Origin of the sequence: Pseudonocardia nantongensis (assembly GCF_046546495.1) — a bacterium.
Lineage (GTDB): Bacteria > Actinomycetota > Actinomycetes > Mycobacteriales > Pseudonocardiaceae > Pseudonocardia > Pseudonocardia nantongensis.
On sequence record NZ_JBKGXT010000024.1, the window covers coordinates 67,161 to 88,838 of the forward strand.

The window sequence follows — 21,678 nt, forward strand, 5'->3', positions numbered from 1 at the left end:
TTGCGGCTGCCGTGGTGCGGCATCTTCAGCACGTCGGCCCGCAGGTCCTGACCGGAGCCGAGCAGGTCGTCCTGCGCGGCGAGCTCGATGTCCCCGGTCAGCAGCACGCTGCCGGACGGGGTGCGGGCCCGCAGCACCAGCGAGCCGTCGTTGACCGCGGTGCCGTCCTCGCCGTCCACCGACGACGGCGGATGCACCGGGCCCAGCACGTCCAGGCGCAGCCCCGGCCAGCCCAGCGCGTTGCCGCGGGCGAGCCCGACCACCCCGGTTCCGGCCACCGTCGCGATCCGGGCCACCTCACCCAGCCCGGACGCCGGGTCCCGTACCGGCCCGACCGCGACCCCACCGGTGGCCCGGCCGCGCAGCGCGCCGGCGAGGCCGCCGTCGTGGTCGGCGTGCAGGTGGGTGATCACCACCAGGGCGAGCTCCCGGATCCGCAGCCGGTCCAGGCAGGCGTCGACGGCGTCGTCGGTCGGCCCGGTGTCGACCAGGACCGCCTGCCCGGGGACACCGGTGGCGAGGACGAGCGCGTCGCCCTGACCGACGTCGCAGGCGATCACGGTCCAGCCGGGTGGCGGCCAGCCCGGGGTGACGAACCGGGTCGGCAACAGCACCAGCAGCAACCCGGCGAGCGCCGCGAGCAGCAGCGCCCGCAGCCGCGGCACCCGGCTCATCGCGAGCAGCCCGAGCAGCAGGCCGGTCAGCAGCAGCGCACCGCCGGTGCCGGCCGGCCACGGCACCGCCGCGCCGGGCACGGCGGCCGCCCGGTCCCCGACCAGCACCAGCCAGCGCACGAACGGGCCGGCCAGCCAGGCACAGACCGCGGCGGCGTCCGGGCTCACCGCGGACAGCACGGCGCCGAGCACACCGAGCACGGTCGCCGGCGCCACGGCCGGCGCGGCGAGCAGGTTCGCCAGCACCGTGACCAAACCGACCTGGCCGTTGAGCCCGGCGATGATCGGCGCCGTCGCGAGGGCGGCCGCGACCGGCACCACCAGGGCCTCGGCCGGACCGGACGGCAGTCCGCGGGTCCGCAGCGACACGACCCAGCCGGGGCCGAGCAGCACCAACGCACCGGTGGCGACGACCGAGAGCGCGAAGCCGGCGTCGACCGCCAGCGCCGGGTCCACGAGCAGCAGCGCCAGCACCGCGACGGCGAGTGCGGGCACCGCCGACCGGGCCCGCCCGGCGGCCAGCGCGAGCAGCACGACCGCGCCCATCACCCCGGCCCGCAGCACCGATGGCGACGGTCGCGCCAGCACCACGAACCCGATCAGGGCGAGGAACGCCAGGACCGCGGCGAGCCGCGGGTCGGCGCGGAACAGCCGGAGCAGGAGCAGTACCGCGCCGGTCACGATGGCCACGTTCGCCCCGGAGACGGCCACCAGATGCGCGAGCCCGGCCGTGCGGAAGTCCTGTTCGGTCTCCGCCAGCTGGGCCCGGGTGTCGCCGATCGCCAGCCCGGGCAGCAACCCGGCGGATGCCTCCGGCAGCGCGGCCGCGGCGGCGTCCCGCAACCCGTCGCGCAGTGAACCGGCCGCGGTCTGGAACCACGGTGGTGGGGTGACGTCCTGCGGTGGCCCGCGGACCCGCAGCACGGCGACGGTCAGGTCCGGACGCTGCGCGGGGGCCAGCAGGCCGGCAGCGGAGACCTCCTGGCCGGGCAGCAGCCCGGTCCAGCCCTCGGCGGGCGCGATCAGCAGGACGTCGCCGCCGGTGTCCCAGCGGCCGTCGCCCGCGGTCGCGGCACGCAGCTGCGCAGGGACGAGCACCGACTGCCGGGCCGCTCCGCCCTCCGCACCGCCGCCGGCCGGGCGCAGCACCCGCGGGTCGTCGGTGAGCACGACACGCATCTCGGCCGCGGCACCGCGCTCGGCGTACGCCCGCACCGGGTTCGCGGCCAGCGCCGACGCGTGGCCGGTGACGAGCACCGCGGCGACGACCGCGCAGCCGCCGGCCGCCAGCACCGTCGAGGCGGGGGCGGCGGCCCGGGCACTGATCCGGGCCCGCACCGACACGGTCAGTACGGCGGTGGCCGCGAGCAGCGCGGCGGTGATCCCGCCGGCCGGGCCGCCCAGCAGGCCGCACAGTATCGCCGCCCAGGTCGCCAGGGCCGCGGGAACCAGTCGCAGGTCCGGCGGGGCGGGACGCTCGGCCGGCTCGCCTCCCCGGTCGGCGCGGGCGCGGCCACGCACCGGGTCGCGCCGGTCCGCGCGGGCCGGTCGGTCGGGGCTCCGCCGGGCTCCGGCCACCCGCCGGACGTCCCGCGGATCACGGGCCGGGGCGCTCACACCCTCACCGCGTCCTTCAACTTGGCGAACCGGCCTTCCCCGATCCCGTCGACCTCGCGGAGCTGCTCGACCCGGCTGAACCGGCCGTTGCGGGTGCGCCAGTCGAGGATCTTGGCCGCGGTCACCGGCCCGATGCCCGGCAGGGCGTCGAGATCGGCGACGGTGGCCGAGTTGAGGTCGACCTTCGCGCCCGGCGCCGAACCGCCGCCCGACCCCGCACCGCCGCCCGACCCTGCACCGCCGGTCCCGGGGTCGCTGCCGGAGGCGGGCTCGGCACCCGGGGCGGGCAGCACCGGTGCGGCGTCGGCGGCGGGCGGGACGCCGATCGCGATCTGCTCGCCGTCCCCGAGCCGCCGGGCCAGGTTGAGCACCGCGAGATCGACCCCGGGTAGCGCTCCCCCGGCGGCGTCCACGGCGTCGGCGACCCGGGACCCGTCCGGCACCCGGACCAGGCCGGGCCGGGCGACCCGGCCGACCACGCTCACCACCAGCGGCCCCGCGCTCGCCGGGGCGGCCGGAACCGGTGCGGCCGCCTGCGGGCCGGTGGTGCCCGGGCCCGCGGTGACCGCCGGCAGGCCGGTGACCGGCTGGGCGGTCGGCCGGTTCGCCCACACCCCCACCCCGGCGACGACCGAGCCGAGGAGCACCACGACGACCAGCGCCAGCGCCCCGGGGCGGCCGGGATCGACCCGCGCACCGGCCAGGGACGGCGGCAGCCAGCGCAGCGCGACCCGCCGCCAGGCGGGCGGCCGCGCCCCGTGGGTGCCCGGCTCCGGGGCGTCGTAGTCGGAACCGTGGTCGGGGTCGGGGTCGGGGTCGGCGGTGTGCGGCGCGAAGGCGCCGGGGATGTCGGCGTCGACGGCGACATCGGGAGTGTCGCCGGGATCGGACGGTCCCGGACGGTGGCGCACCGCCCGGCGTGGATTCCGCCCCGACCATCCGTCCACACCGGACCCCACCGGCCGTCCGCGCCCCGGTCCGGACGGCGCGGACGGCTTCGGCCCTGGCAGCAGCAGCGGGACGGTCGGTGGATCCGGCACGCGCGGCGTGCGCGGCGGCACCGCGGGCGGCGGCGGAGGCGATGGGGTGCGCGGTGCCGCCGCGGTCAGCAGGCCCGCCCCGCGGCGCACGCGACCGTTCAGCCCGGCGAGCCTCCGGGCCGGGTCACGGGCACCGTCCGACCTGGTCACGCCCTCGACGCTAGGTCCACCGCACGCCCGTCGACCCCGCCTCCGCGGAAGCTGGGGACCGATTCCCGGATTGGGGACGGACGGGCCGTGACCGGCGCGACCGGGCCGTCGGTGTCGGTCCGGTGTGGTAGCGGCGAGGCGTCAGCCGGCGGGCACCACCACGACGCCGAGCAGACTTGGGCCGGCGTGCGCTCCGATCACCGCACCGACCTCTGCGACGTGCACCTCGGCCGCGTGCGGCAACCGCTCCCGCAGCCGGTCGGCGAGGTCCTCGGCACGGTCGGTGGCACCGAGGTGGTGTACCGCCAGCCGGGCCCCGGGCCCGCCGGCAGCCTGTTCGGCCAGCACGACCAGCCGTTCGGCGACCCGCGCGGTGGTCCGCACCTTCTCCAGCGGCGCGATCCGCCCGTCGGCCAGGTGCAACAGCGGCTTCACCGCGAGCGCGGACCCCAGCAGCGCGGACGCGGCGCCGATCCGCCCGCCCCGGCGCAGTCGTTCCAGGTCCTGTACCCCGAACAGCACCCGGCAGCGTGCGGCCACCGCCGTCGCCGCGGCCGCCACGGCGGCGCCGTCCGCGCCGGACGCGGCCACGTCGCAGGCGCTCAGCACCGCGAAGCCCAGGCCCATCGCGATCGCCCGGGTGTCGACGACCCGGATCCGGTCCGGGGCCACCTCCTGCGCGGCGGTCCGGGCCGCGTCCCAGGTCCCGGACAGCTCCCGGGACAGGTGCACCGACACGATCTCGCGGGCACCGCCGTCGAGCAGGTCGCGGAACACGGCGGCGAACGCGGCCGGAGCGGGCCGGGAGGTCTGCACCTCGACGTCCCGGTCGGCCAGCGCCGTGATCAGCTCGGCGGCGGTGACGTCGAGGCCGTCCCGCGCGGTGCGCTCACCGAGGCGCACCTCCAGCGGGACGACGTGCACGTCGCGCTTCCCGGCCGCCCCGGGCGGCAGGTAGGCGGTGGAGTCGGTGACCACGGCGACCGGGGAGCTGGGCACGCCGGGACCCTACGGCACCCGGTGCGTCCTCCCGGTGAACCGGAACCGCCCCGTCAGGCGAACAACGGCCCGAGCACCCGTTGGGCCTCCCTGTAACGCTGGTGCGCCTCGTCGTAACGGGCACGCAGCCGTTCGTCGGGGACGAACTCCCGTTCCACCCGCACCATCCGCGCAGCCAGCTGCCCGACCGTCGCCCCGGCCCCGGTGGCCAGTCCGGCGAGCATCGCGGCACCGAGCACGCCGGCGTCGCGCTCGGCGGTGCGTCGCAGCGGCCGCCCGAGGACGTCGGCCTTGATCTGGCACCAGAGGTCGCTGCCGGCCCCGCCGCCGCACGCGGCCAGCGACGCCGCGTGCCCGCCCGCGGCCGTCTCCAGGGCGCCGAGGACGTGCCGCGCCGCGTGCGCGACGCCCTCCAGCACGGCGCGGGCCGGATCGGCGCGGCCGGTTCCGAACGTCGCGCCCAGCCAGTGCGCGCGCAGCGTCGGGTCCCAGACCGGGGCCCGCTCCCCCGCGAGCTGCGGCAGGAACAGCACGTCGCCGGAGCCCGGCTCCGCGGTCGCCGCGAGCTCGAGCAGCTCCCCGGCCCCGACACCGAGCACCGCCGAGGCCCAGGCGAGCGCGTCCCCGCCGGCCTGGGTCGGTCCCGCGTGGACGTGCAGGCCACGCCAAGATGGGAAGGTCACGATCCCGGGGCCGCCACCGCCCGGCTCGGCCGCCATCGCCAACACCTCGGACGTCCCGGCGACGTCGATCGCGTCCCCCGGCCCGGCGACCCCGCCGCCGACCAGGGCGGACCAGGCGTCCATCGTTCCCACCGCGACCGGCAGGCCGGACGGCAGACCGCCCGCACCGGTGCTCTCCCCGACGACCGCGGCCGGGTAGGGCGAACACGGCGGCCTTCACCGACGTGGTGCCGACGTCGATGCCGAGCAGCGTCACGCGTGGCCTCCGGGCACGGCCGTCCCGGGCTCCAGCAGGTCCGCCAGTGCGTTCCCGACCAGCCGGTGCCCCGCCCAGCCCCAGTGCAGGCCGTCCGGGTTCCCCTGCCCGGACAGCACGTGGTCGCCGACCAGCTCCGCGACGTCCAGCACCGGCACCGCCGCCGTCTCCGCCCAGGCGCGGACCGCGTGCTCGGTGCCGGCCCGGTGCGGGTGCGCGAGGCCGTAGTCGGCGGCCCGGTGCACCGACGGCAGCAGCGCGACCACCGGCAGCTCCGGGCGGAGCGCGTGGATCGCGGCGCGGCACCGTTCCAGGTAGGCCGCGGTGAGCCGGGGCGGCAGGGTGACGGGTCCGCCGCCGGGCAATCGCGCCAGCGCGGGCGCGAGCACCGGCTGGGCCCGCCGGTAGCCCTCCCGCACGGCCCGGCGTACCGGCTCCGGCCGCAGCGCCGGGATCAGCTCGCGCAGGGCCGTCGGCAACGGCGAGGGCAGGGAGTCCATTCCGGACACCCCGAGGACGACCGCGCCCGCTCGCGGCAGCGCCGCCCAGACCCTTGGGTCCCCGGTGAGTGCCGACCAGACGTGCCGGGCGGTCCAGCCGGCCCGCGCGACCAGCTCGACATCCCCGCCGAACCGGGCCGCGGCGACGTTCGGCCACAGCCGCGGCTCGTCGGCCGGGTAGGGCCGGTCGGGCCCGTGGAAAGCCAGCGAGTCGGCGAGGACCAGCAGGTCAGGCACCGATGTTGTACCCCGACAGGCGCCATCGTGGGTGGTCGTCGCGGCGGGCGACGACGGCCCACTTCGCGTTGCCCATGCCGCCGATCACGGGCCAGGCCACCTCGGGCAGGTCGAGCAGGCCGCACACCATGCCGGCGATCACCCCGCCGTGCGCGACGAGCAGCACCGAGCGCTCGTCGAGATCGCCCGCGTACGCGGTGTCCAGCTCCTCGACGACCGGGAGCGCCCGCGCGACGACGTCCACCCGGGACTCGCCGCCGGGCGGTGTCCAGCGTGGATCGGACCGCCACGCGGCGATGGCGCCCGGGTCGTCGGTCTCGATGTCGGCGACGGTCCGGCCCTGCCACTCGCCGAGGTGGGTCTCGCGCAGCCGCTTGTCCACCGACAGCGGCAGCCCGGTCGCCGCGGCCACGGTGGCTGCGGTGTCGTAGGCCCGGCTCAGGTCCGAGGAGACGATCCGGTCGAACGGGAGCCCGGCCAGCAGCGGGGCGGCCGCGGCCGCCTGCCCCCGGCCCTCCTCGGTGAGCTGGGTGTCCAGGTGGCCCTGCATCCGGCCACCCGCGTTGTACTCGGTCCGGCCGTGCCGCAGCAGCGTGACCCGACGCAGCGTCATCCGGCGCTCTCGGGATCTGCGGCATCCGGCCGCACGTCGGGGACCTCGATCGCCGGGCAGTCCTTCCAGAGCCGGTCCAACCCGTAGAACCCGCGCTGCTCGGTGTGCATCACGTGCACGACGATGTCGGTGAAGTCCAGCAGCACCCAGCCGTTGTCGGCGTCGCCCTCCCGCCGGGTGGGCTTGGCGCCGCGCTCGCGCAGCTTCTCCTCGACCGCGTCCACGATCGCCTGCACCTGCCGCTCGTTCGGCGCGGACGCCAGCATGAAGCAGTCGGTGATGACCAGCTGGTCGGACACGTCGAGCGCGACGATGTCGACGGCCTTCTTGTCCGCCGCCGCGGCCGCCGCGAGCTTCGTCAGCTCGACCGCCTCCGGTGTTGCCGTCACTGCGCCTCACGTCTCCCGGTGTCCGTGTGTCCGGACGTGCTCGTCCGATACCCGCCCCAGTGTGTCAGCCGGGCCGGCGGGGGTTGGGCGGCGGGGACGGGGCGGGATAGGTTCGACGATCACGGTGGATCGTCGAAGGAGACTCCCCATGGCCCTCGCCCCCGAGCTCGCGGGCACGCAGTGCGAACCGGTGCACTTCGCCTGGGAACGCGACGACGTGCTGCTCTACGCGGTGGCGGTCGGTGCCGGGGCCCACGACCCGACGACCGAGCTGTCGCTCACCACCGAGAACACCGAGGGTGTGCGGACGGCGGTGCTGCCCTCGTTCGCCGAGATCATCACCCGGAACGCGCGGGTGGACCTCGGGGAGATCGACCACTCGATGCTGGTGCACGCCGAGCAGTCGTTCCGGCTCACCGGCCCGCTGCCGGTGACCGGTCGGGCACGGGTCACCTCGACCGTCACCGACGTGCTGGACAAGGGGTCCGGCGCGCTGATCCGGACCGAGGCCCGGGCGATGGACGCCCAGACCGGTGCCCCGCTGGCGAGCACGGTCCGCTCGGTGTTCGTCCGCGGCGAGGGCGGCTTCGCCGCACCGGCCGCGGGCAGCAGGCCGGGCGGGTCGAGCCCCGTGTCGCCGATCCCGGACCGGGCCCCGGATCACGAGGTCACCTACCCGACCTCGCCCGGCCAGGCGCTGCTCTACCGGCTCACCGGGGACCGCAACCCGCTGCACAGCGACCCGGCCTTCGCCGCCCGTGGCGGCTTCGACCGGCCGATCCTGCACGGCATGTGCACCTACGGGTTCACCGCCCGGGCGCTGGTCGCGACCGTCTGCGACGGCGACGCCGAACGGCTGACCGGGATGGACGCCCGGTTCACCAGGCCGGTGCTGCCCGGCCAGTCGCTGACGGTGTCGGTGTGGGCCGACGGCGACGCGATCGTGTTCCGGACGGTGGCGGACGGCGCCGTCGTCCTCGACCGCGGCACGGCGACCGTCACGAGCTGACGAGACCGCCGGGCTCGGCCGCCGCGGTGACGACCCGCGGCGACGCGGGGTCCCCCGGGTAGTCGGGCCCGCCCCGGTAGGCCAGGGCGGCGAGCGCGTCCAGGGCGGCGAGCTGCGGGTAGGTCCGCGCCGGGTCGCCGCGATGGGGCCAGCGGTGGTCCAGCTCCCGGAACGCGACGGCGCGGTGCCGGGTGGTGGCCAGGTAGCGCGGGTTGTCCCGGACGAACCGGCCGTAGGCGTGCCGCAACTGCGGGTGCCGGGGTAGCTCGACGCGGACGAACCGTTCGATGTCGGCGGCGATCTCGTGCACGTACTCGCCGCACAGCTGCACCACGAACGGCGCCACCCACGCCTCGTGCACCGTGAACAGCTCGCGCACCGCGCGCTGCCGGTGGCCGGCGTTCTCGCTGCGCGACATCCAGGCCGCGACGACCGCCTGCCGGGCCGGCGTCATCCGGGACACGAACGACGGTGCCGGCCAGGGGAAGTCCACCCGGTACGGGATCTGCAGCGGGTCGCCGTCCACGTGCAGGTCGTGGTCGGCGACGCCGCCACCGGCGTCCTGCACGAGCTGGGCGGACACCGCGCCCCACGATGCGAGCGCGTGCATCGCGACGTGCGCGTCCCGGCGGACCCGGCGCGGGACGGCCCGCAGCAGGAGCCCGGCCACGGCCGGGGTGGGGACAGGGATCACCGCCGCACCGTAACCCGGTCGGCTCAGTCATCTGCTGCGCACGGTCGCTGATCGACGCACGGTCGCCACCCGTTCGGCGGTGCGTGACGGTGGCTGCCCCCGCCGGGGCCGCGAGTAACGTGCCGGCCGTGCCGGAGCCGAACGTGGAGCAGCGACGGGCCTGGGGCGGCCCGGCCGGGGACTATTGGGCCGCGCACGCCGACCGTTACGACGCCGGCGTCGCCGCCTATGCCGACGCCTTCGCCGCCGGCGCGGCGGTCGCGCCGGGCGAGCTGGTGCTCGACATCGGTTGCGGGGCGGGCGGCACCACCCGGGACGCGGCCACGGCCGCCGCCCCGGGCGGTCACGCGCACGGGATCGACCTCTCGCCCCGGCTTGTCGAGCTGGCCCGCGAGCGCGCCGCGGACGTCTCGAACGCGACGTTCGCCGTCGCCGACGCCCAGGTCGCCGACCTGGGCGCGGCCGGTACCGACGTCGTGATCAGCCGGCACGGTGTCATGTTCGTCGACGACCCGGCGGCGCTGCTGGCCAACCTGCGCCGCGCGCTGCGCCCGGGCGGGCGGCTCGCGCTGCTGGTCTGGCAGCAGTGCGACCGGCAGGAGTGGCTGCCGTCCTTCCTGGACGCGTTGGGCGCGCCGTACCCGCCCGCCGACCGGCCGTCGCCGGTCGCGTTCGGCGACCCGGACCGGGTGTACCGGCTGCTCACCGGCGCCGGGTTCACCGCGGTCGAGCAGGACGACCTGCACCGTCCGATGTGGTTCGGCACGGACGCGGGCGATGCCGCCGCATTCATCGGCGGTCAGTTCGCCGGGGCCCTGGAGGACCGGCCCGACGACGAGCGCCGCCGTGCCGAGCGGGCCCTGCACGAGGTGATGGCCGCGCACGAGGGCCCGGACGGCGTCACGTTCGGCTCCGCCTGCCGGCTGATCCGCGCCACGCGTCCCTGACCCGGCTCAGCGCGGCCGCAGGACGTAGGCGGTGTAGCCGTAGTCGTCCCCGTGCGCGCGGCGCACCTCGATCTCCCGGCCCACCTCGGCCAGCGCGTCCGGGTCGACGCCGGCCGCACGCAGCACCTCGATCCTCGCCGCGAGCGGGCGGTAGTAGGCGTCCCAGTCGGAGTCCGGCAGCAGGTAGACGGCCTGCACGGTGAACCCGGCACGCTGCGCGGCGACCACGTTCCCGGCGGTGGTGCGCATCCCCGGGTAGGCCTCGTCCCAGAACCCCCGGGCGCCGGGCGCCGGATCGTCGGTGGTCCACTCCGCCTCGGTGAGCACGATCGTGCCGCCGGGGGCGAGCAGCCCGCGCCAGTAGGCCAGGGCGGCGTCGAAACCCATGATGTAGGCGGCGCCCTCGGACCAGACCAGGTCGGTCTCGCCACCGGGCAGTGGCAGGGCGTCCATCGGGGCCGCAATCGGCCGGACCCTCCCGCCGAGCCCGGAGGTCGCCGCCCGGGCCTTCAGGCGTCGCAGGTAGGCCTCGTGCCGATCCACCGCGACGACCTCGCCGCCGGTCGCGGCGGCCAGTGGCAACGTCGCCGGCCCGGTCCCACAGCCGATGTCGACGATGCGCGGCCGCTCCGGGAGCTCGCCCACCAACGCCAGCAACAGCGCGGTGGTCTCCTCCGAGCCGGGCGCCTCGCGGGGCAGATCCTCGTGGGCTGCGTGGAACGCCCGCTCCAGCGGTGTGGTCACAATTCCCCGATCCTGCCGTGCGGGCGCTGCCGACGCATGTCCGGCGAGACGCCAGAATGGCGGCCGTGCACGTCGACGCCCTCCTGCTCACCATCCCGCCGCTCGCCGTCTACCTGCTGTGCGGCCTCGTGGTCGGGGTGGAGAGCATCGGCGTGCCGCTGCCCGGCGAGATCGTCCTGGTCGGCGCGGCCCTGCTGGCCGCGCGTCCGGAGTTCCACATCTCCCCCGTCGCGGTGGCCGCGGCCGCGGCGATCGGGGCGATCATCGGCGACTCGATCGGGTACTCGCTCGGCCGCCGGTACGGCACCGCCCTGCTGACCCGGATCGGACGCCGGTTCCCGCGGCATCTCGGTCCGGCACACGTCGCGGCGGGCCAGCGGATCTTCGACCGGTGGGGCGGGTGGGCGGTGCTGTTCGGACGGTTCGTCGCGCTGTTGCGGATCCTCGCCGGACCGCTGGCCGGGACCATGCGGATGCGGTACCCGACGTTCCTGATCGCGAACGCCACCGGCGCGGTGCTCTGGGCCGGTGGCACCGTGACCGCGATCTACCTGCTCGGGATCGTCGCCGAGACCTGGCTGAAGCGGTTCTCCTGGATCGGGCTGCTGGTCGCCGTGGTCGGCGGCTTGCTGGCGACCCGCTACGTCCGCCGGCGGGTCGAGCGCGCCGCGCAGGAGTCGGAGTGAGCGGGCCCGTCGCTCAGCATGCCGCGTAGCGCTGGTAGGTGACACCGCCGCGGAACGACGTGGCCTCCACCAGCCGCAGCCGGTCGGTCGACCAGCCGTCCGGGAACAGCCGTCGACCGCGGCCCTGCACGACCGGGTAGCCGAACAACCGGTACTCGTCGACCAGCCCGGCGGCGATCAGCGTGTGGCAGAGCGTGATGCTGCCGGTGACCACGATGTCCCGGCCGGGCCGTTCCTTGAGCGCCATCACCTCGGTGATCGGGTCGCCGGAGAGCACGGTGGAGTTCTGCCACCGCGGGTCGGTCAGCGTCGAGGAGACGACGTACTTCCGCACCTGGTTCAGGTAGTCGGTGATGCCGGAGGTGTCGTCGGTCTGCGCGGGCCAGTAGCCGCGGAAGTCGGTGAACGTCTGCCGGCCGAGCAGGGTCGCGTCGGACCCGGCGTCCTGGCGGTGCAGCTCGGCGAGCACGTCGTCCTGGCCGGTCGTCGGGTCGAACCAGTCGCCGAGCATCTCCACGGCGCCGTCGAGGGTGATGTTCTGGGTGATCGCGAGCGTGCGCACGGCGTGCCTCCACGGTCGGGGTCGGTGCGTCGTCCACCAGGGCCGACCGCGGAGGCACCCGCGACTCATCGCTGGTGCCGGGATCAGCCCGGCGTGATCACGACCTTCAGCGCCTGGTGGGCGGCCGCGTTCGCGAAGACGTCGTAGGCCTCGTCCATCCGGTCGAAGGTGAACGAGTGGGTGCCCATCTTCTCCGCCGGGATCCGGCCGCTCGCCACCATCTTCAGCAGCGTCGGGATGGAGACGGTGTCGACCAGGCCCATCGTCAGGGTGACGTTGGAGATCCACACGTCCTGCATCGGCAGCTCGACCGGGGTGCCGTGCACGCCGACGTTGGCGATCGTGCCGCCGGGCCGGACCAGCGACGCCGCGGTCCGCAGCGTCTCCGGGTAGCCGACCGCCTCGATCGCCACGTCGACGCCGAGGCCGTCGGTCACCGCGGGGACGTCGCCCTGCAGGATGTGCAGGTCGGTGCCGCAGATCGTGGTGGTGTCGACCCTGACCACGACGTCGGTCGGGTCCTGGACGGTCGCGTCCGGGACGTCTTCCCATGCCTTGCTGTTCGGGCCGTGGTAGACGAGGGCCTTCATCTGCTACCTCCGTTGGTCGGACGCTGGGCTCGAGCGGTGGCCGAGCACGCCGGCAGAGGCGAAGGTAGTGATATGGAACATGATCGAGCCGGGAGGCGCCGCGGCTGACCGGCGCGTCCCGCCGTACCGGCCTCCCGGTGGGTCGCTCAGTCGGCGTCGAGCAGCTCCTGCAGGTACTGGTCGACCTGGCCGATGTAGGTCGGCGCGATCCCGAACAGGGCCAGGTGACCCAGCACGTCGTCGATCACCCGGATCGTCGCGTGCGGGGTCAGCTCCAGCTCGGCCTCGTGGTCGCGGACCGGGAAGAACATGTCCTCGTTGATCGGGATGATCCGCGCGGTCGCCTCGTTGCGGCCCAGCGCCGCGCTCAGGTCCCCGTTCGTGTGCCGGGCGACGTCACCGCGCTGCCACTTCCAGACCATGCAGATCAGGTCGTTCGGATCCATGGCGGTGAAGTAGGGCTCCAGGAAGCCCTCCAGGAATGCCTCCTTGGAGTCGAACTCCAGGGCGCGCCAGGCCTCCTGCTTCCAGAACTCGGTGGAGAAGCCGAGCACCGCCCAGAGACCGGCGTGCCGCTTGAGACCGGCCTCGACCTCGGCGTTCGAGGAGTACTCGCCGTCCTTGAAACCCGGGTCCGAGGTGATCGCCTCGACCAGCGCCCTGCCGAAGAGGAAGTCGTGCGGGGTGGTCTGCGCGGTGCCCGCGATCGGCGCCGCCCGCTTCACCTTCCCGGGGAAGCGCACCATCCACTCGTAGGTCTGCTGGGCACCCATCGACCCGCCGGTGACCAGCTGCAGCTGCTCGATCCCGAAGTGCTCGCGCAGCAGGCGCTCCTGGGCGACGACGTCGTCACCGATCCGGACGTGCGGGAAGCGCGACATCGCGATCCCGGCGTTCGCGCCGGCGGCGTTGTGCGGCGACGTCGACAGGCCGTTGCCGATCTGGTCGACGACGACGATGAAGTACTTCTCGGGGTTCAGCGCGTGCTCGGGACCGATGTAGACGTCCCGGAAGATCTGGTGGGTGCCCGAGAACCAGGTGGTGACCAGGATGGCATTGTCCCGGGCCTGGTTCAGCGTGCCGAACGTGGCGACCGCCAGCCGGCAGTCCGGGATCGAGCCGCCCTCCTCCAGGTCGAGCTGCCCGATGCCGATCAGGTCGTAGTCGCCGTGGAACTCGTGCGTGTAGTAGGGGTTCTCGATCGCCATTGATCCTCGGTTCCTCCGGGTGCGCGGGGCGTGCCCCTGCGACTGTCCCGGCTCGTGATCAGCGACACAAGGATCACCGCCGCGTGGCCACCCCGGGAGCGGCACCACGATCGGCCGGACGCACCGCGACGAACCGGACCATGGCGTCCCACCTGCGGCAAACCGGACCGCCCCGACCCGGGGGCACCCGGAGGCAAGGATCGCCTCACGTACGGTGCGGCCATGGCTTCCGAGACGAGCACGGCCACGGAGACCGACGACGACACGACCGGCTCGACGCCGGACGAGAACACGCCGGACGAGAACGCGAGCACCGAGCAGGAGACCGGCGCGGAGGAGACCACCACCGCGCGGAGCGAGGAGCCCACCGCGACCTCCTCGGCCACCCCCGAACCCGCGATGAGCTCGGAGACGACCCCCGCGGCCACCGGTGGTGCCGCCGCCGGTGCGAAGTCGTCGGACGGCGCACTGGTCGGCACGGCCGCGCTGGTCAGCGCCGGCCTCGGGCTGGTCTCGCTCACCGGCTCCCCGCTCGCCGAGATGATGCGGGCGCGCGAGGAGCTCCTCGGCCAGATCGCGGCCTTCTCCGGCGGTGGCGGCGCCGACCAGATCGAGACCCTCTACGGCGCTCCCTGGCACACGGCGGCACTGGTCAACGGCGTGTTCGCGCTCCTCGCGGCGATCGTCGGCGCGGTGCTGGCGTTCGGCCCGGCCCGCAAGCCGGGTGCCCCGGGGTGGGCGCGCGCGGCGTCGCTGGCCGGCCTCGTCCTCGGTGTGCTCGGGATCATCGTCGCCGGTGGCATGTACATCGACCTGTTCGCCGCCGCGCCGCAGATGCCGGCCATGCCGACGATGCCCGGGATGGGCGGCTGATCCGTCACCGGGCCACCGGGCGGGCCCGGTCGCGCGCCCGGCGCGCGACCGGCCCGGCCCCGTGACGACTCACCGCCTCGCCGGGCGAGTCTGACCGGGATGTCTAGCAGGGGCGTCAGCGGTCGCGGAGCACCACGGTCCGCAGCAGGACGAAGTTGCCGGTCGTCCCGAAGCCCCGCGAGACCGCCCCTGGTCGGGCTGGTTTGTACTGTCGCAGACCGACCGTGCGGGCCGGCCCTCGACGCACCGGTCGTGCTCAGCTGACCGCCGGAGCGCCCTCGCGGCCGGAACCGTCCGAGGGCGGCGCCTGCCGTTCCCGATGGCCGTTCATCCGCCTCCGTGGCCCGGGTCTATGCAAAACGGGTGCTCATCACGCAATCGACTGCCGCGTAGAGGGCGGCAGTCTCCGCTTCGAGCAGGGAATCGTCCGCGGGTAGAGCCCGCTCCACCGCCAACCCGTTGAGGACCGTTCCGAGGAACCGGGCGCGGTGCTGGTTGTCGCCGCCCGGGAGCGTGCCCTCCTCGCTGAGTACGGCGAGCCAGCACTCGACGCGCCGCCGGCCTTCGCGTACCGCGGCGGCGTGCGCGTCGTCGACGTGTTCCGAGGTTTCGGAGGGCATGAAGGCGTCGAAGACCTTCCGCCATTCCGCTCGTGCCTGCGCCCCGACCCCGATCGGGGCGAGTACCTGCCGGAGGCAGGCCACCAGCCGGTCGCGTGCCGGGACGGAGTCGTCATGGATGGGGTCGTCGGACAGGATGGTCGAGTAGACCCGTTTCATGACCTCGTCGCGGAGTGACTGCTGCGTCGGGAAGTGGTAACGCAGCGAGCCCACGCTGACCCGCGCCCGATCGGCCACCTTACGCACGCTCAGACTCGTCGTGACGTCGCCCGAGACCATCTCCACCGCAGCCTGGACGATCCTGCTCCGCGTGCTCAGTGCTGGCTCTCCGTCCACCGAAGCCCTCCCTGATACGGTGTATCGCTATAGTGATACACCGTATCATAATTAGGCGTGCGAGTGATGACCGCCCGCCCCCCTCAGGACGCGGAGACCATGTTGGACAACTGGCGGCGCCAGTGGCGCACCCGGCGTGTGAAGCCCGGGGACGGCCGCCCAATCCTGCCTTTCCGCTGGTGGCAGCAGCTCGGCCGTGCGCTGTTCTACCTGCGGTTGCCCGGCGGTCCCTACCCGGACACGGTCTACGCCGTCGCCGTACGACGCTGGGGCAACCAGAGCGGCGGCGAGGTCAAAGCGCACCTCTACCGCGACGGCCTGCACCACGCGGAGTCGAAGACCCCGGCCGTCGTCCCGGTGCCCGGACCCTGTTCCGCATCCCGCCGGTCGCCCAGGCCGTGGGGGTGTTCGAGTCCCCGGTCCAGCTGCCGCTCTGGCTCAACATCGCGCTCGGCGTGGGTGCCGCGGTGGGCAGTACCGAACGGGCACTCCGGCTCCGCTACAGCTGGCTCGACAGCGCCGGCAACTGACTCTCCTCGCACCGATCGATGTGAGACCGACCTGCGCTCGGCGTCGCGGCACGCGCGTCACCGGGAGCGCCGACCGAGAGGCATCACCATGAGCTCCTACCGTCCGCCGCAGTCCCACCGCTCGCCACGATCGCGCACGGAGGCCGAGACCCGCCCGCTGCGCAGCCCGGGCCCCGGTCGGGAGAGGGCCCGTCCTTTCGGAGCGCACCTGCGGATGAGCTGGTGGAAGCCGCTCGTGGCCGTGGTCGCGCTCCCGCTCTCGATGATCCTGCTCCAGATCGTCCTGTTCGAGGTCGCGGCGATGCTCGAAGGCGACCAGGCTCCGCCCAACACGCTGACACCGCTGCGCATGCTGGCGGTGAACCTGAGCATGGGAGTCACCGGGCTGCTGGCGGTCCCCTTCACCGCCTGGCTCGCGAAGGTGCCCTGGCGCAGCGTCCTGAGCTTCCCCCGTCGCTTCGACGGGCGGCGGTTGCTCCGGTACCTCGGTGTCACCCTCGTCGTCATCGCAGGAGGCAACGCCGCCCTCGCGGTCCTGGCGCCGGAGTCGACCACGTGGACCACGTTCGGCATCACGAGCACGACCGTCACCCTGCTCGCGGTCGTGGTGCTGACCACCCCGCTGCAGTCGCTCGCCGAGGAGCTCATGTTCCGTGGCGCGATCATGCCTGCGATCGCGTCCTGGGTCCGCCCCGCCGTCCCCGCGCTGGTGATCGGGGTGCTGGCGTCGAGCCCCGTGTTCGCGCTCGCCCACTTCGCCTTCGACCCGTGGCAGCTGACCTACTACACGTTCCTGGGGCTCTGCTTCGCCACGATGGCGGTGATCAGCCGCGGGCTGGAGGCCTCGATCGCGCTGCACATCGCCAACAACGGGCTGACATCGATCCTGAACGTGATATTCGCCGAGGGCGGGACCCTGGTCCTCGACCGCGCAGCCGTACCCGGCGGACCTCACCTGCTGATTCCCGTGCCATTCCTCCTAGCCGCGGTGGGGGCCGTCTGGTGGTACGAACGTCGCCAGCGCACTGATCTTTCGTGAACCTGACGCCGCAGGGACAACAGCGACTACGTGTGTCGGTACTCAAGGCTCAGAGGCGTCGGCGCGAGATCTTCGGCCTGGAGCTGGACGGCATCGACCTGAGCACCGGGGAGATCCGGGTCGCCCGCCAGATGAAGCGGATGGTCGGATCTCCCGCTTACCTGGGCGAGCTGAAGTCACGGTCGAGCCGTCGGACCGTGGAGCTACCGGAGATCGTCGCGGAGGCGCTGCGCGACCACATCGCCGTCTACCCGCCGGCCACCGTCGAGATCGAGGACCGGACCGATCGGCGCAAGATCGTGTCCGACCGGCTCGCCTGATCTTCGTCACGAGCAACGGGCTGCCTCTGCACTGCTCGAACTGGTCGACGGTGTGGCGATCGCGCACGAGTGGCCGGACGTCCTGCATCGAACTCGCACTCTCGTCGACACGGCGCTCAAGTCGGCCCTGCGCTGACGAACCGACGATCGCGGAAGACGACCGTTCTCAGCATGACGAAGTTGCAGGTGGTCCCGAATCCCTGCGACACGATCCAGGCGAGCGGCACCGCCCACCACGCAGCCGGGAACACGGCGAGCGCGTGCGCGTTGGCACCCAGGATCACGAAGAACATCACGCCGTACAACACCGCGTAGCCCGTAGCCTGTCGCGCACCGCCGGAGACCCGGAACGCCCATCGCCGGTTCAACGCGTACGCGGCGGTGGTCCCGCACACGAAGCTGAGCGCCCGGGCAGCGTGCACCCACACGTCGAGGTGGAGCGCCAGCGCGTACACCCCTGAGTCGATCAGTGCCCCGATGACACCGACGACGACGAACCGGCTCGCCTGCCCGAGGAACCCCCGACGCTCGGTGTGCGTCGCCATCGCGCCCCCTCGGTCCGACCGGGCGCGACCGTATCGGGCCACGCCACAGCGACCGCGTCAGGGGCCGAACCAGTCGACCGATCCTGTACCGGATTTGTACCCGGCAGGCCCCTGCGACAAGAACCTGCAGGTCAGCGGCCCGAATCCAGGTAGAGACTGCGCTTGGAGATGTATTGCACGACCCCGTCCGGGACGAGGTACCAGACCGGACGGCCCGCGGCGACGCGACTGCGGCAGTCGCTGGACGAGATCGCCATCGCCGGGACCTCGACGGTGCTGACCGATCCGTCGGGCAGGTGACCGTCGGCGAGGTCGTAGCCGGGACGGGTCACGCCGACGAAGTGCGCGTAGCGGAACAACTCATCGATCTTGCGCCACGAGAGGATCTGCTGCAGTGCGTCGGCCCCGGTGATGAAGAACAGCTGCGCCCCGGGCGCCGTCGCGTGCAGGTCGGCGAGGGTGTCCGCGGTGTAGGTCGGCCCGTCCCGATCAATGTCGACTCGGCTGACGGAGAACCGCGGGTTCGACGCCGTCGCCACCACGGTCATCAGGTAGCGGTCCTCGGCCGGCGAGACCTCGCGGTCGGACTTCTGCCAGGGCTGACCGGTCGGTACGAAGACCACTTCGTCCAGGGCGAACCGGTCGGCGACCTCGCTGGCGGCGACGAGGTGCCCGTGATGGATGGGATCGAACGTCCCGCCCATGACGCCGATCTTGCGCTGCATCGCCGCAGACTATGTCGCTGCTCCGCTCGGACGCACCTCCGGTGCGCCCGGATAGAGATGCCGGAACTGCACGCTGATCCGCGGGCCGCACGCCGTCGCCGTCTTCGGGACGCTGTGCTGCCAGGTCCGCTGGCACGTCCCGCCCATCACCAGCAAGTCCCCGGAGGCGAGCGGGAACGCGATCGACGCCCCGCCGCCGGTCGGGCGCAGCCGCAGCGGCCGGGTCGCGCCCAGCGCCACTAGCGCGACCACCGCCTCCGGGCGCTCGCGGGCCACCCGGTCGCCGTGCCACGCGACGCCGTCGGCGCCGTCTCGGTAGAGGTTGGCGCCGACCTGGGTGAACGTGGGGCCGTAGTGCGCGCCCAGCTCACCGGCCATCGTGCGCAACCGCTCCGGGACGTCGTTCCCGGGCATCGCCTGACCGCCCAGCAGCCAGCGATGGGTCAGCCGCGGCTCGTCGACCATCCGGTCGTACATCCGGCGCCGGTGCCCGCGGAACGGGACCGTCGCGCACAGAAGGTCGAACAACGCGTCCGGCCCGGACACCCAGCCGGGCACGACGTCCACCCACGCGCCGTCCGTCAGCTCGTGCCGGAACGCCGTCTCCAGGCCGGGGCCGGCACGGCTCTCCACCGGGGCGAACAGCGATCCCTGCCAGCAGGCGTCCACGCGCTCGACGATACGCCGGATCGAACAGTTATTCGAGTCCCGCAGCGCGACGGGCCGGCCCGGACGCCCTCGTGCCCGGTACCGGCCCGTCGTGTGGACTTCTCGGACGACGTCAGCCGACCGGGAGCTCCGGCGCAGCACCGGTGATCATCTCGACCGCACCGGCGAGCGGCTCGGGAAGAGGCGATTCGGCCTTCTTCTCCTCCTTGTGCTCCCACTTCTTGCCGTCGTGCTTCTTGTCGTGCTTGTGGTGCTTCTTGTGACCGTCCTTGTGGTCGCCGTCCTTGTGCTCGCCGTCCTTGTGCTCACCGGCGTGCGAATGCTGCTTCTGGTCCGAGCCGCCCTCGTCGTAGCCGGTGGAACCCGCGAAGGCCATGCCCGGAGCGGCAACGGCCAGGGGGAGCAGGGCGGCGCCCACGAGTGCGCTGCGAACGGACTTCCGCATGACAACCTCCTTGTTGATCGACAGACCGTCGCACACGGTCTTGCGGTCTCAACGAGGTCACGGTGGCGCCGCAACGGACTGTCACCCGTTCGCGTCGGAGCGTCATCGGATCCGGAGGGCAGGGCGCCGATCTCCCGAGGGCGACGCCCGTTCGCCGGGTCCCGGCCCGCGCCCGGCGCTCGACCCGGGGCACGCCGGATCTCCCAGGCACCGCCCGGGTAGCGTCGCCGGCATGCCTGCTCCGGACACCGGCGACCGGGTTCCCCGAGGCACCGGCTCCCCCGGCCCGGCCCTACCTTCCTATCCCGGCACCGGTCCGGCACGACCGGGCCCGGCCCCGGCGGGCCGCGCCGCGCCGCGCGTCCCACCACCGCCCGGTACTCGTGGGCCGGAGCCCCCGGGCGCGCCACCCCTGCCGGGGACCGCGGACGCCGGACCGGACGACCCCGCCACCCGCCCGACGACAGCGGCCGGACCGTGGCCGACGGTGCGCCCGCCCTCGGCACGAGCGGTGCTGTTCCGCCGGGTGGCGGCCGTGCTGGGTCTGGTCTACGGCGGTGCCGTCTACACGATCGCCACGGACGTGCTGTCCCGGGCCGAGCACCTACTCGCCGCGGTCGTCGTCGGGGGCGTGCTCAACCTGGTCGGCGTGGCGGCACTGTGGCTGTTCGCGGCCCGGGTACCGCGGCGGACCGCCCCGGAACGCGGCTCCGGGCTGGGCCTGCCCCGGGACCGCACCGCGGCCCGGAAGATGCTGCGCTCCGGAGGCACCCCGGACGGCGAGCAGCGCCGGCTGGTCGCCGTCGACGTCCTGCTCGACGCGGGCCTGCCGCTGGTCGGCGGCGCGGTGTTCGCGCTGCTCGGACCGCTGGTGGTGGCCGCGGTCAACAACTCCGGGCCGCTGTTCTGGCTCGGCCCGCTGACGGCCGGGCTGGTACTGCTGGTCCTGGCCGGGCTGGCGTGGCGGATCGGGTCGGCCTACGCGCTGCACCGGGCGGCCGACCGCAAGCACACCGTCCCCCGCTTCGAGGAGACCGGTGCGCCCTGGCGTCCCTGGCCCTGACCCACGCGACGGGTGATCGGCTCAGCCCTCGGAGCCGGCGGCGACCGGGTCGATGTAGGTGCCGGGCCGGGTCGCCCCGTCCTGGCGCTGGACCGCGCCGCCGGGCCAGGCCACGGTCTTCGACGTCGTCTCGTCCGGCGGGGTGATCGCGATCTCGGTCGGGGCCCAGCCCGGGCCGTCCTGCGGCGGCAGCCAGGTGATCAGGGTGTGCGCCGTGTCGCCGGGCGCGAGCCGGACCGGCTCGGCCGCCGTGGACGAGCGCGGGAGCGAGTAGGTCGGGCCGAACGTGGGGTCGTCCGGGCCGCGCAGGTCGACGCCGCCGAACCCGGTCATCGTGCAGGCCTGCGACGACGAGTTGGTCCAGACGATCGTGGTGTGCCGCTGACCGGCCTCCCCGGTCGTCCGGCCCGGTGCGGCGTCGAGGTCACCGTCGGTGCAGCGGCCGGCCGCCTCCGGCGTGCCGGCGTCCCCGCCGGAGTTCTCGCCCGAGCCCTCGTCGGCGCCCCCGCCGGACCCCCCGGCCGGCGTGGGCGGGGCCGCGGAGTCCGGGGCGGGCGAGGTCGCGGGCGGTGCGGACGACGCCGGGGCCGCACCGGACGGCCACGACTGTCCGCCACACCCGGCGAGCAGCAGGCCCGCGGCGAGCACCCCGGCCGCGAGCGGAACACGAACGATCTTCATCCGGCCACCTTCGTCCCACGCGCGGTCCCGGGCCGGCAGCGGCACGGCCGCGCCACCTGATCGGGTGAGCTGACCGGTCGCGCAGCGGAGTCGGGCCGGGAGCGCGGGGATGCTCCTATGGATGTCAAGCGGCGAGTTCGAGGTCGTGGGGTGTGAGTAGGGCTCGGTAGATGTCTCGGGCGATGTAGCGCTTGAGGCAGCGGATGATCTCTTTCTTGCTCATGCCCTCGGCGG

Annotated in this window: 25 protein-coding genes and 1 pseudogene; 8 read left to right on the forward strand and 18 right to left on the reverse strand. The window is 74.2% G+C overall.

Annotated features, from left to right (window positions below; genetic code table 11):
- Positions 1–56 precede the first annotated feature (56 nt).
- From ACLFMI_RS22700 to rsfS, 7 genes and pseudogenes are all read right to left on the reverse strand, one after another.
- Positions 57–1,853 (reverse strand): annotated as a pseudogene (locus ACLFMI_RS22700) (ComEC/Rec2 family competence protein); the annotation flags it as partial.
- Positions 1,854–2,287: 434 nt separating this feature from the next.
- Entirely contained in the window at positions 2,288–3,202 is a 915-nt protein-coding gene (locus ACLFMI_RS22705) for a ComEA family DNA-binding protein (protein ID WP_410949959.1), read from the reverse strand.
- Between the two features lie 420 nt (positions 3,203–3,622).
- A complete protein-coding gene (locus tag ACLFMI_RS22710) occupies positions 3,623–4,480 on the reverse strand; it encodes a DegV family protein (protein ID WP_410949960.1) in 858 nt (285 codons plus the stop codon).
- A gap of 53 nt (positions 4,481–4,533) precedes the next feature.
- Positions 4,534–5,286, reverse strand: coding sequence for a xylulokinase (locus tag ACLFMI_RS22715; RefSeq protein WP_410949961.1), 753 nt, complete (start codon positions 5,284–5,286; stop codon positions 4,534–4,536).
- Between the two features lie 129 nt (positions 5,287–5,415).
- A complete protein-coding gene (gene octT, locus ACLFMI_RS22720; protein WP_410949962.1) occupies positions 5,416–6,156 on the reverse strand; it encodes a diglucosylglycerate octanoyltransferase in 741 nt (246 codons plus the stop codon).
- On the reverse strand, positions 6,149–6,769 hold the full coding sequence (locus ACLFMI_RS22725; protein ID WP_410949963.1) for a histidine phosphatase family protein: 621 nt from the start codon (positions 6,767–6,769) through the stop codon (positions 6,149–6,151). The genes octT and ACLFMI_RS22725 overlap by 8 nt, the downstream gene beginning before the upstream one ends.
- Positions 6,766–7,158, reverse strand: a complete 393-nt coding sequence (gene rsfS / locus ACLFMI_RS22730; RefSeq protein WP_410949964.1) for a ribosome silencing factor — start codon at positions 7,156–7,158, stop codon at positions 6,766–6,768. Before rsfS ends, ACLFMI_RS22725 begins: the two co-directional genes overlap by 4 nt.
- Positions 7,159–7,306: 148 nt before the next feature.
- Here rsfS and ACLFMI_RS22735 point away from each other — a divergent pair, with 148 nt between their 5' ends.
- Positions 7,307–8,167, forward strand: coding sequence for a MaoC family dehydratase (locus ACLFMI_RS22735; RefSeq protein ID WP_410949965.1), 861 nt, complete (start codon positions 7,307–7,309; stop codon positions 8,165–8,167).
- On the opposite strand, the gene ACLFMI_RS22740 is transcribed toward ACLFMI_RS22735, so the two are convergent.
- Positions 8,157–8,861, reverse strand: a complete 705-nt coding sequence (locus ACLFMI_RS22740; protein ID WP_410949966.1) for a hypothetical protein — start codon at positions 8,859–8,861, stop codon at positions 8,157–8,159. The genes ACLFMI_RS22735 and ACLFMI_RS22740 overlap by 11 nt on opposite strands.
- Before the next feature lie 128 nt (positions 8,862–8,989).
- Between ACLFMI_RS22740 and ACLFMI_RS22745 the strand changes: the two genes are divergently transcribed.
- Positions 8,990–9,808, forward strand: a complete 819-nt coding sequence (locus tag ACLFMI_RS22745; RefSeq protein WP_410949967.1) for a class I SAM-dependent methyltransferase — start codon at positions 8,990–8,992, stop codon at positions 9,806–9,808.
- Positions 9,809–9,814: 6 nt separating this feature from the next.
- Here the strand turns inward: ACLFMI_RS22745 and ACLFMI_RS22750 are convergent, their stop codons facing one another.
- Positions 9,815–10,552 carry a class I SAM-dependent methyltransferase gene (locus ACLFMI_RS22750; protein ID WP_410949968.1) on the reverse strand — a complete coding sequence of 246 codons (738 nt, stop codon included), beginning with the start codon at positions 10,550–10,552 and terminating at the stop codon, positions 9,815–9,817.
- A gap of 65 nt (positions 10,553–10,617) precedes the next feature.
- Between ACLFMI_RS22750 and ACLFMI_RS22755 the strand changes: the two genes are divergently transcribed.
- Positions 10,618–11,238 carry a DedA family protein gene (locus ACLFMI_RS22755; RefSeq protein ID WP_410949969.1) on the forward strand — a complete coding sequence of 207 codons (621 nt, stop codon included), beginning with the start codon at positions 10,618–10,620 and terminating at the stop codon, positions 11,236–11,238.
- 13 nt (positions 11,239–11,251) lie between these two features.
- Here the strand turns inward: ACLFMI_RS22755 and ACLFMI_RS22760 are convergent, their stop codons facing one another.
- The 3 genes from ACLFMI_RS22760 to ACLFMI_RS22770 all read right to left on the reverse strand — a co-directional run bounded on the left by ACLFMI_RS22760 (position 11,252) and on the right by ACLFMI_RS22770 (position 13,598).
- Entirely contained in the window at positions 11,252–11,800 is a 549-nt protein-coding gene (locus tag ACLFMI_RS22760; RefSeq protein WP_410949970.1) for a dihydrofolate reductase family protein, read from the reverse strand.
- An 83-nt stretch (positions 11,801–11,883) separates the two neighbouring features.
- Positions 11,884–12,390, reverse strand: a complete 507-nt coding sequence (locus tag ACLFMI_RS22765) for a zinc-binding dehydrogenase (RefSeq protein WP_410949971.1) — start codon at positions 12,388–12,390, stop codon at positions 11,884–11,886.
- 146 nt (positions 12,391–12,536) lie between these two features.
- Entirely contained in the window at positions 12,537–13,598 is a 1,062-nt protein-coding gene (locus ACLFMI_RS22770) for an alpha/beta fold hydrolase (protein WP_410949972.1), read from the reverse strand.
- Positions 13,599–13,820: 222 nt separating this feature from the next.
- On the opposite strand from ACLFMI_RS22770, the gene ACLFMI_RS22775 reads away from it, so the two are divergent.
- Positions 13,821–14,471, forward strand: coding sequence for a hypothetical protein (locus ACLFMI_RS22775; RefSeq protein ID WP_410949973.1), 651 nt, complete (start codon positions 13,821–13,823; stop codon positions 14,469–14,471).
- Positions 14,472–14,821: 350 nt separating this feature from the next.
- Here ACLFMI_RS22775 and ACLFMI_RS22780 read toward each other — a convergent pair whose 3' ends face one another.
- Complete coding sequence (locus ACLFMI_RS22780; RefSeq protein ID WP_410949974.1) at positions 14,822–15,427, reverse strand: TetR/AcrR family transcriptional regulator; 606 nt, start codon at positions 15,425–15,427, stop codon at positions 14,822–14,824.
- A gap of 404 nt (positions 15,428–15,831) precedes the next feature.
- Between ACLFMI_RS22780 and ACLFMI_RS22785 the strand changes: the two genes are divergently transcribed.
- The 3 genes from ACLFMI_RS22785 to ACLFMI_RS22795 all read left to right on the forward strand — a co-directional run bounded on the left by ACLFMI_RS22785 (position 15,832) and on the right by ACLFMI_RS22795 (position 17,316).
- Positions 15,832–15,957, forward strand: coding sequence for a hypothetical protein (locus ACLFMI_RS22785; protein ID WP_410949975.1), 126 nt, complete (start codon positions 15,832–15,834; stop codon positions 15,955–15,957).
- A 214-nt stretch (positions 15,958–16,171) separates the two neighbouring features.
- On the forward strand, positions 16,172–16,996 hold the full coding sequence (locus tag ACLFMI_RS22790) for a CPBP family intramembrane glutamic endopeptidase (protein ID WP_410949976.1): 825 nt from the start codon (positions 16,172–16,174) through the stop codon (positions 16,994–16,996).
- 32 nt (positions 16,997–17,028) lie between these two features.
- Positions 17,029–17,316, forward strand: coding sequence for a site-specific integrase (locus tag ACLFMI_RS22795; RefSeq protein ID WP_410949977.1), 288 nt, complete (start codon positions 17,029–17,031; stop codon positions 17,314–17,316).
- 116 nt (positions 17,317–17,432) lie between these two features.
- On the opposite strand, the gene ACLFMI_RS22800 is transcribed toward ACLFMI_RS22795, so the two are convergent.
- The 4 genes from ACLFMI_RS22800 to ACLFMI_RS22815 all read right to left on the reverse strand — a co-directional run bounded on the left by ACLFMI_RS22800 (position 17,433) and on the right by ACLFMI_RS22815 (position 19,700).
- Positions 17,433–17,861, reverse strand: a complete 429-nt coding sequence (locus ACLFMI_RS22800; RefSeq protein WP_410949978.1) for a GtrA family protein — start codon at positions 17,859–17,861, stop codon at positions 17,433–17,435.
- 131 nt (positions 17,862–17,992) lie between these two features.
- A complete protein-coding gene (nadD, locus tag ACLFMI_RS22805; RefSeq protein ID WP_410949979.1) occupies positions 17,993–18,586 on the reverse strand; it encodes a nicotinate-nucleotide adenylyltransferase in 594 nt (197 codons plus the stop codon).
- A 9-nt stretch (positions 18,587–18,595) separates the two neighbouring features.
- Positions 18,596–19,255 carry an alpha-ketoglutarate-dependent dioxygenase AlkB gene (locus ACLFMI_RS22810; RefSeq protein WP_410949980.1) on the reverse strand — a complete coding sequence of 220 codons (660 nt, stop codon included), beginning with the start codon at positions 19,253–19,255 and terminating at the stop codon, positions 18,596–18,598.
- A gap of 112 nt (positions 19,256–19,367) precedes the next feature.
- On the reverse strand, positions 19,368–19,700 hold the full coding sequence (locus ACLFMI_RS22815) for a hypothetical protein (RefSeq protein WP_410949981.1): 333 nt from the start codon (positions 19,698–19,700) through the stop codon (positions 19,368–19,370).
- A 487-nt stretch (positions 19,701–20,187) separates the two neighbouring features.
- On the opposite strand from ACLFMI_RS22815, the gene ACLFMI_RS22820 reads away from it, so the two are divergent.
- Positions 20,188–20,763: a hypothetical protein gene (locus ACLFMI_RS22820; RefSeq protein WP_410949982.1), complete on the forward strand. Its 576-nt coding sequence runs from the start codon at positions 20,188–20,190 to the stop codon at positions 20,761–20,763.
- Positions 20,764–20,784: 21 nt separating this feature from the next.
- Here ACLFMI_RS22820 and ACLFMI_RS22825 read toward each other — a convergent pair whose 3' ends face one another.
- Complete coding sequence (locus ACLFMI_RS22825) at positions 20,785–21,444, reverse strand: DUF4232 domain-containing protein (RefSeq protein ID WP_410949983.1); 660 nt, start codon at positions 21,442–21,444, stop codon at positions 20,785–20,787.
- Positions 21,445–21,678: the final 234 nt, after the last annotated feature.